Genomic DNA, 6,178 nt, shown 5'->3' with positions numbered 1-6,178 from the left:
CGCTTCTATTTCCGCCCAATGATTCAGGAAGGGGTCAGGCCGTGTTCGCCAGTCCCGTACCTCCTTCATTTCAGAGGGGAGTCTGCCTTCCTTGAGATACTTTGCCGCCGTATTGCGGCTCATGCCGGCCTTGAGCCCGGCTATTCCGGTCAGCCCTGTTTTGGTCTTCTCTCGCATCAGCTTTCTCACCTGCGCATCCGTTATCATTTCAGCTGGCTACCATCTTTCCCGGGGGGAGACAGCCGCCAGCCTCCAAGGGGAGGTGGATGCACAATTCTAATTGTCGCTGATGCTCAGGAGTAATTGTCGCCGATCAAGCCACGCCATGACGGCGGAAAAGTTCTCGGCACTCGAAGGCTGGCTTGCCCATGGGAATGCCGAATGCCTTGGCCTCTGCTGAGCGGGCGATAACGCAGCCATCATTGTTTGAAAGAACGACAACGGGCTTGTTGGCGAGCGAGGGAACGAAAACCTTCTCGCAGGACGCATAGAAGGAATTGCAGTCCACAAGGGCCAGAATCCGGCGTGGCGGCATTTTTTTAGGTCCGGTGGATGACGCAGGTCACGACGCCCCAAATCTCAAAGGATGCCTCGGGAGACACTTCAAGGCAGGGGTAGGCAGGATTCTCTGGAGCGAGGTAGAGTCGACCATCCTTGAGGCGAAGCCGCTTGACGGTCAACTCCCCATCCACGGCGGCAATTACGATTTTTCCAGGCCGAGGCTCTATTGCCCGATCAACAATCAGGATGTCCCCGGTCTGGATGCCGGCGTCACGCATGGAATCGCCGCTTGCCCGAACATAAAAAGTGGCCGCCGGGTTGCTGATGAGCAGTTCGTTGAGGTCGAGGGCGCGGTCCAGGTAGTCCTCGGCAGGGCTAGGGAAACCGGCAGAAACCGGGGCCAGATACAAAGGCAGGGGCAACTCGGTGCGAGCAACGAGTGGCTTGATTTGGAGGTGGGCGCTCATGCCGCCTTCTTAAAGCGAAGCCCTGAGCCGTGTCTAGAAATATCAACCGACGTTTATATCAATAAACAGCGGGCGTGCATTTTTTACAGGAAAATCGGCATCAACCGACTTGGCCTTTCTTGCCAGTGCCGGGTCCGGCAAGGACAGGTTTTTTCTTCCTCGCCCGGAATGACAATACTTTTGCCCCTTCTCCTTTCGGCTTATCCGGCGACGGCGGCGGCAGCGGCGGCGTGTCCTCCGATCCACACAGACTGGGCAACTTCATGATGGTCCGGCGTTTTTCATCACCAAGTAGGTGATAATATTGGATTGCGGTCATGCTAATCGACGAATGCCCCATGAGCTTGCTGACGGCGGACAGGTCGCCTCCTTCCTGGAGCAAGGTGGTGGCGAACAGATGGCGGATGTCGTAAAGGACCACGTGGTAAGGGATTTCAGCGCGCTTGCAGGCCGACCGGAACGACTGCCGGAACTGCTTGACCTGCTTGCCCTTGTACTCGATGAGGAATTCGGTCTGGGCCTTCGGTCGCATATCTTTGAGCCGTGACAGGAACTCTGGCGAAACCGGGATGATTCTGGCTGACTGTGTCTTGGTGGCAAAAACCCTGACGGTTGATTGAGCCCAGTTGACGTCGGCCCATTTCAGGGCGAATAGTTCGGACTCCCCAGTACGGACGCCAAGGTTCCAGGCGACCTCAATGGCCCAGGCGAGATGCGGGACCGCGACTGCCTTGATCTTCATGAGGTCTTCGAAGGTCAACTTGGTGTCGCGGGGGTGCTCTTTCGTTTTTCTCCAATGGCGCAGCGGGTTCTTCTCAATGAGGTCCTGCTTGACCCCAAACTGAAAGACGGTCTTCAGGTAGGACAGATACCGCCCGCGCGTGACGGGGGAATGCTTGGCGTAGGCTTTGCCCATGATCGTCATGATCTCGTCGTACCGTATTTCTTCCACCGGTCGCTGGGCAAATACCGGGATGAAGTGTTTTTCCAGGAAAGATTTGATTTCGCCGAGGGTCTTCACCGTCGTCCCTTCGACCTTCCTGGTGCTAATGTACATCTGAGCCAACTGGTCCAGATATATCTTGCCTGAAGCGGCTACCGGCGGTTCAGTAGTCGGCGAAGGAGAGCCAGTCTCTGCCGCCCTCGGACCCTTCACTTGCTTGTCGAACTTCTCGGCTTCACGCTTCGCAGCTCGCCCTTTGCCGAAAGTCTTTGTATGTTGTCGGCCATTTTCGTCCCGGTACGCCACGTAGTAGGTGTCGTTGTTGTTTCGCTTGTGGACAGACATTTTCCTAAACCTCCAACTTCAAGGGTGTTCGGGTTTCAGAAGCCGCACCATTTAAAAAAGCGCTTGGAGCTTGCATAAAAGCATCTAGGTCGCTAACGCGAAATCTGTTTTGGTGAGGACCGTACTTAGGAATGCAGAATTCCTGTGCAAGTACCCGAAAGCGTCTCGCGCTGTATCCGCAGTACTCGGCAGCTTTCGCTGGTGTTAAAAATGGCCCGACCGACATGGGCCGATTCTTACTGTAAGTTTCGCCCCGTTGCATCCCAGGCAATCCGATATTGCAGATAAACGGCCGTTCTCAAGTTGCTTGATCTCTGTGCGACTCTTTGTGAGACACTCTTCGCCTCCGTTTGATCATTTAGGGTCCGATATTTATTTGCATAAAAAATTAAATTTCGTGCTATTTAATAATTTAATTGTTTTAAATAAGTATGTTAGTCGTATTCGTAAAGCCTATTTAGTCCATGCCAAGAAAAAAATGGGTCGCCCTGACGAGCCGTGGCTGTCACAACGACCCCTGTTTGATAAATGTCGTTGAAACGGTATGTTAGAGGGAATTCATCAGGACCTCTTCAACCTCCTCGTCTTGAATTCCGAGGTAACGCCGAGTCACGGACGGGCTGGAATGGTTAAGCCGCTTGGCCAGAACCTCCCAGGAGACGCCGAATTCACGGCGTTGGTGGTAGGTCCAGGTCTTGCGCAGGGTATGCGCGCCAAAGTTGCCTTTGAGGTTGATGGCGGCGGCCCAGGCCTTCACCTTCTTGGTGACGGTCAGGGTGGTCAGGGGCGAGTTCGCCGTCTTGCGGCTTTTGAACAGGTAGTGCCTGTCATCGGGCTGGGCGATGGCGAGGTACTCCTCCAAGGCCGCCAGAATCTCTTTGTTGGCGATGAGCACGTTGGGCTTGCCGGTTTTCTTCTCCTGGATGGAGATGCGGTCACCGAGCTTCAAGCCGCGCACGGCGGCGACCCGGAGAGCCAGCAGGTCTTGAACCCGCAAGCCGGAATTTATGCCCATGACAAACAGCAGCTTATCTCTCGGACTGTCAGCCAAAAGTCTTTTGATCGAGCGAAGAGTTCGCGTCTCGATGAACGGGTCCACTCGCATGGAGCTACCTCCTGGAAAGCATGTTTTTCTTGGGGGAAGGATCAAACCGATCTTTGAAAATGGCACTGGGGCCTCGGCCGGTGGCCCAAATCCATGTATCTCTTTGAAGTTAAAAGCCTTTTGGAGAAATTCTGGGTCAATGCCGCTTCTTACTAAGAAAGCGGCTTTGGGGCTTGCCCGCGTCGGCACCGGCTGGGCTGCCAAAGTGACTGCTTGCGGCCGCCGCGACTGCCCTGCCAAAGAGAGGAAGCCGGACCTTGCGGCCCGGCTACCCGGTTAAAGTTCATCCCCTGGTGAGGACAATTTGGTCTTCCTCGACGCGAACCTGAAAGATGTCGCCGTCAGCGACTTCCTGTCCGGCGATGACCATGCCCCGGAGGTTCAGGGTCAGCCTGCCCTTCGGATTGACCTTGGGCAGATTGCTGCCGCGCACGAACAGGGCTTCGACATCATAGAATGTCTTGTCCTCGGCCATAAGGCGCAACAAGTGCTTTCGCAGCGTCTGCTTGTGCAGGATGCCGAGTCGTTCCATCATGGCGTCGGCGGAAAGGTTCTCGGAAATGCACTGGCGCAATAGGCCGGGCTGGTATCGGGATTCGATCTTGGTCGGCACCTCGGACTCGGGATTGTCATGTTTTTTACCCATGGTTTTCCTCCAGGCGTTAAGTTTATATAGATTATATATCTGTAATTACAGATGAAATAGGACTTCTGCTTGAAGACGAAAAATTGCACGAGAGGGATGCCGGGCGGCGCTATCGTCATCAGGAAAAAATGCGGCTTTGGGCCGAGGCTGCGATTTCCTGGGTTTTCGGGGCTGGGGGATAGAAATCCCCAGGGAATCCCCAAACGCGCAGGATTGAGGATTTTAGGGGTCTGCCCGGGGCCAGGAAAGGAATCCCTTTGGAGGGTCTAACCCTGGCCCGGGGAATTCTGGGTGGCTTCATTCCGGGGACAGCGAAATGGACAGGCACATGGCCATAATGATTCGGTCAACTGTGTTTTGGGGAAAGTTTTCCATGAGTACCGGCCGAACGTCGGCAAGCGCGACCCTGGTGCTGCCGGGGCCATCTGTTCGAAGGCACATGATGACCCGGTTCACTAGCGGCGCGTCAAAGTCTTCGGAGAGGACGCCGCGCAGGGCAGAAAGGTCGATGGCACTTGTATGGGGCGGGAAGGTTTCCATTTTGACTCCTTTGGCGTCTCGCCGGGACTCAATGGCCGGCGGTTGAAATTTCACTTTGCCCGTCACTGGTTGGCTGGCTTCTGTGACGGAAGGACTGCTCCAGGCACGCCCGCAGCCGCCCGGTCAGAACCAGCCCTATTTCCGCACATCCACGGGCCAGTTCAGCGCCGGCGGTGTCCTCGCCAACTTTGCCCATCAGATGGAAAAGTTGTTCAAGGGGGTGGAGTCGGCAGATAAGCTGGTCAAGACGGTCCAGGTCCTGTTCGGTGCCGGGCATGGCTAATCATCTCCCGGAAGCATCATCGTCATCACCGGCTCGCCCTTGTCGCCAGGGCCGACGACGGCGACCACCTTGACCTTCTCCTGTCGGCCAGGAGCCATGACGAAGAGCACGTCGAATTCCGCATAGTCCGTCGCCGCCTTGGAGTTCCGAATGGCGGCAAGCAGAACGAAAAAGACATCGTGCAGGCGGCCCTCGATACTTTGCCCTTCCCCTTCCAGGCCAGCAGGCGGCGTGATGTAGGAATGGAACAGGTTATCAGTGACGACGGTGTGGAATTTGAAACCGGCCTCCCCGGCCTGGGCGGTGACGTCGATCAAGACTCCGTCGGCAATGGCCTGGGCACGGCTGTAGGAATAGATCAGGTTGAAATCATCCATGTTGGCATCCTCCAGTATTTAAAGGGTAAATACGGGGAGAATACCCTGGCCCCAAGCCTTGGTCACGGCTTTGATGGTGCCGACGAAATGCACTATTGGGTGGCGGAAGTTGCTTAAGGATGTGGGGCCTCGGCTGGGCAGGGACAAATCTGACCATGGGGCAGGGAATCAAATGTCGCCGTTCAAAATCACTCTGGACAAGAATTTTCTCAATAGATGGCTGACGTATTGACCTAAAGAAAAAAGGGGTTACATGGAAAGCCATGCCCCCTCTGTTTCAGATTGCTTCTTTAATGACGATGATGATTGCCTCCTTGACAATCTTCTTCAGGACTTTCTTGCAAACGACAACGGCAACGAGTCTCAATGCGACTTCGATCACAACATTCACCGTGCCTCCTGATAGGATGGTTATTAGCGAACAAGACCTGAAGTCTCGTGAGAAACTCCAGGAATTGTAACACAAGGAACAGGCTCTTGTGATGCTTTAATATATCTATCTGAAATTTACTGAAATATTTTCGCTGGATTTTGCGGATTAGGTCTTTAGAAAATAAACAAAATATTATCGATATAAGTAAAATGAGTCAGTTCGCAGCAAAGTAACGGCGGGATTGCTCGCAGGAATGTCTCCCTGTGAGGTGGTCCGGCTTGGTTGGACAGGTTGGCGGCGGGGTTAAGCTATAGTCCGGTTGGTGCTCATGCCGCCTTGGAGGCCGAGTGGCCCTCCCGGTATACGTCCATGGGGCGACGACCGTCAAAAGCCGAATGCGGCCGCTGCTCGTTGTAGAAGCGGAACCAGTCTCCAAGGACTTGGCGGGCCTGGCTCCCGGTTTCGAGTTCCCGCAGGTAGACGCACTCCCATTTCACAGAGCGCCACAGCCGCTCGATAAAAACATTGTCCATCCATCGACCTTTGCCGTCCATGGAGATGGCGACGCCGGCATCTTTGAGCGCCTGGGTGAATTCCA

Annotated in this window: 8 protein-coding genes and 2 pseudogenes; all 10 read right to left on the bottom strand. The window is 54.9% G+C overall.

Annotated features, from left to right (window positions below; all coding sequences use genetic code 11):
- Positions 1 to 189: pseudogene (locus tag Q368_RS26820) on the bottom strand (hypothetical protein); the annotation flags it as partial.
- Positions 190 to 316: 127 nt separating this feature from the next.
- Positions 317 to 535 (bottom strand): annotated as a pseudogene (locus tag Q368_RS25345) (Y-family DNA polymerase); the annotation flags it as partial.
- 4 nt (positions 536 to 539) lie between these two features.
- Entirely contained in the window at positions 540 to 968 is a 429-nt protein-coding gene (locus Q368_RS0122505) for a LexA family protein (protein ID WP_029461262.1), read from the bottom strand.
- Between the two features lie 100 nt (positions 969 to 1,068).
- On the bottom strand, positions 1,069 to 2,256 hold the full coding sequence (locus tag Q368_RS0122500) for a tyrosine-type recombinase/integrase (RefSeq protein ID WP_052360363.1): 1,188 nt from the start codon (positions 2,254 to 2,256) through the stop codon (positions 1,069 to 1,071).
- A gap of 547 nt (positions 2,257 to 2,803) precedes the next feature.
- A complete protein-coding gene (locus tag Q368_RS0122495; RefSeq protein WP_029461260.1) occupies positions 2,804 to 3,361 on the bottom strand; it encodes a tyrosine-type recombinase/integrase in 558 nt (185 codons plus the stop codon).
- Between the two features lie 283 nt (positions 3,362 to 3,644).
- Complete coding sequence (locus Q368_RS0122490) at positions 3,645 to 4,007, bottom strand: hypothetical protein (protein WP_029461259.1); 363 nt, start codon at positions 4,005 to 4,007, stop codon at positions 3,645 to 3,647.
- A 297-nt stretch (positions 4,008 to 4,304) separates the two neighbouring features.
- The gene (locus Q368_RS0122485; protein WP_029461258.1) at positions 4,305 to 4,547 is read right to left on the bottom strand and encodes a hypothetical protein; all 243 of its coding nucleotides are present in this window, start codon (positions 4,545 to 4,547) and stop codon (positions 4,305 to 4,307) included.
- Positions 4,548 to 4,575: 28 nt separating this feature from the next.
- Positions 4,576 to 4,824, bottom strand: coding sequence for a hypothetical protein (locus tag Q368_RS26355; RefSeq protein ID WP_156955893.1), 249 nt, complete (start codon positions 4,822 to 4,824; stop codon positions 4,576 to 4,578).
- Between the two features lie 2 nt (positions 4,825 to 4,826).
- Positions 4,827 to 5,207, bottom strand: coding sequence for a DUF6573 family protein (locus Q368_RS0122475; protein ID WP_029461256.1), 381 nt, complete (start codon positions 5,205 to 5,207; stop codon positions 4,827 to 4,829).
- Positions 5,208 to 5,906: 699 nt separating this feature from the next.
- A partial coding sequence (locus Q368_RS0122465; protein ID WP_029461254.1) for an integrase core domain-containing protein occupies positions 5,907 to 6,178 on the bottom strand: 272 nt, incomplete at its 5' end.

Source organism: Solidesulfovibrio alcoholivorans DSM 5433 (genome assembly GCF_000702665.1).
Lineage (GTDB): Bacteria > Desulfobacterota > Desulfovibrionia > Desulfovibrionales > Desulfovibrionaceae > Solidesulfovibrio > Solidesulfovibrio alcoholivorans.
This window is presented reverse-complemented; position numbering and strand designations above follow the sequence as displayed.